The 2523-nt window shown below is 56.1% G+C and carries 1 rRNA gene; it reads right to left on the bottom strand.

From position 1 onward, the window contains the following. Positions 1–43 precede the first annotated feature (43 nt). Positions 44–2523, bottom strand: a 23S ribosomal RNA gene (locus AC4HOU_RS29110); the annotation flags it as partial.

Raw genomic sequence — 2523 nt, 5'->3', positions numbered from 1 at the left:
GTGTGTTGTTTCAGATACTGCACAGTGGACGCGTAGCTTCTTTGTTGGTAAGTCCTCGGCCTATTAGTACCAGTCACCTCCACCCGTTACCGGGCTTCCAGTTCTGGCCTATCAACCCCATGGTCTGTAGGGGGCCTTAACCCATCAAGTGGGTGAGAAACCTCATCTTGGAACAGGCTTCCCGCTTAGATGCTTTCAGCGGTTATCCCTTCCGAACGTAGCCAACCAGCAGTGCCCTTGGCAGGACAACTGGCACACCAGAGGTTCGTCCGTCCCGGTCCTCTCGTACTAGGGACAGCCTTCCTCAAGTTTCTGACGCGCGCGGCGGATAGAGACCGAACTGTCTCACGACGTTCTAAACCCAGCTCGCGTGCCGCTTTAATGGGCGAACAGCCCAACCCTTGGGACCTACTCCAGCCCCAGGATGCGACGAGCCGACATCGAGGTGCCAAACCATCCCGTCGATATGGACTCTTGGGGAAGATCAGCCTGTTATCCCCGGGGTACCTTTTATCCGTTGAGCGACACCGCTTCCACATGCCGGTGCCGGATCACTAGTCCCGACTTTCGTCCCTGCTCGACATGTCTGTCTCACAGTCAAGCTCCCTTGTGCACTTGCACTCGACACCTGATTGCCAACCAGGCTGAGGGAACCTTTGGGCGCCTCCGTTACATTTTGGGAGGCAACCGCCCCAGTTAAACTACCCACCAGGCACTGTCCCTGAACCAGATCATGGTCCGAGGTTAGAGGTCCAATACGATCAGAGTGGTATTTCAACGACGACTCCACACACACTGGCGTGCATGCTTCACAGTCTCCCACCTATCCTACACAAACCGTACCGAACACCAATACCAAGCTATAGTGAAGGTCCCGGGGTCTTTTCGTCCTGCCGCGCGTAACGAGCATCTTTACTCGTAATGCAATTTCGCCGAGTCTGTGGTTGAGACAGCAGAGAAGTCGTTACGCCATTCGTGCAGGTCGGAACTTACCCGACAAGGAATTTCGCTACCTTAGGATGGTTATAGTTACCACCGCCGTTTACCGGGGCTTAAATTCTCAGCTTCGCACCCCGAAGGGCGCTAACCGGTCCTCTTAACCTTCCGGCACCGGGCAGGCGTCAGTCCGTATACATCGTCTTACGACTTCGCACGGACCTGTGTTTTTAGTAAACAGTCGCTTCTCTCTGGTCTCTGCGACCCAACCCAGCTCAGAGTGCAAGACTCGTCACCAGATCAGGTCCCCCTTCTCCCGAAGTTACGGGGGCATTTTGCCGAGTTCCTTAACCACAGTTCTCTCGATCGCCTCGGTATTCTCTACCTGACCACCTGTGTCGGTTTGGGGTACGGGCCGTGTACCAACTCACTAGAGGCTTTTCTCGGCAGCATAGGATCACTGAATTCGCCTCAATCGGCTACGCATCACCTCTCAGGCTCAATGCTGTGCGGATTTGCCTACACAACGCCCTACAGGCTTACACCAGTACAACCACTGACTGGCCCAGCTACCTTCCTGCGTCACCCCATCGCTTGCCTACTACCAGCGAAGGTCCCATGCAGCCCCATCAGGTTCTCCGAAGAGAATCCGTCCGGTTTTGGATGGTTAGTACCACTGATTCAGCATGGGCGCGGATACACGGGTACGGGAATATCAACCCGTTGTCCATCGACTACGCCTGTCGGCCTCGCCTTAGGTCCCGACTCACCCTGGGCGGATTAACCTGGCCCAGGAACCCTTGGTCATTCGGCGGACGAGTTTCTCACTCGTCTTTCGCTACTCATGCCTGCATTCTCACTCGCATGCCCTCCACAACTAGGTCACCCCGCTGCTTCCCTGGACACACGACGCTCCCCTACCCACCCCAACCACTGGATGCGCTCCCGCAGGAACACACCGATGTCATGTTGGAGTGCCGCGGCTTCGGCGGTGTACTTGAGCCCCGCTACATTGTCGGCGCAGAATCACTTGACCAGTGAGCTATTACGCACTCTTTCAAGGGTGGCTGCTTCTAAGCCAACCTCCTGGTTGTCTTCGCGACTCCACATCCTTTTCCACTTAGTACACGCTTAGGGGCCTTAGCCGGCGATCTGGGCTGTTTCCCTCTCGACTACGAAGCTTATCCCCCGCAGTCTCACTGCCACGCTCTCACACACCGGCATTCGGAGTTTGGCTGACTTCGGTAAGCTTGTGGGCCCCCTAGGCCATCCAGTAGCTCTACCTCCGGCGTGAAACACGTGACGCTGCACCTAAATGCATTTCGGGGAGAACCAGCTATCACGGAGTTTGATTGGCCTTTCACCCCTACCCACAGCTCATCCCCTCAGTTTTCAACCTAAGTGGGTTCGGGCCTCCACAACCTCTTACAGCTGCTTCACCCTGGCCATGGGTAGATCACTCCGCTTCGGGTCTAGAACATGCGACTCTGGGCGCCCTATTCGGACTCGCTTTCGCTACGGCTACCCCACCACGGGTTAACCTCGCCACATGCCACTAACTCGCAGGCTCATTCTTCAAAAGGCACG

The organism is Nocardia sp. JCM 38205 (genome assembly GCF_058222935.1).
The sequence above is the reverse complement of the archived record's forward strand: the minus strand, read 5'-3'. Positions and strand labels throughout refer to the sequence as shown.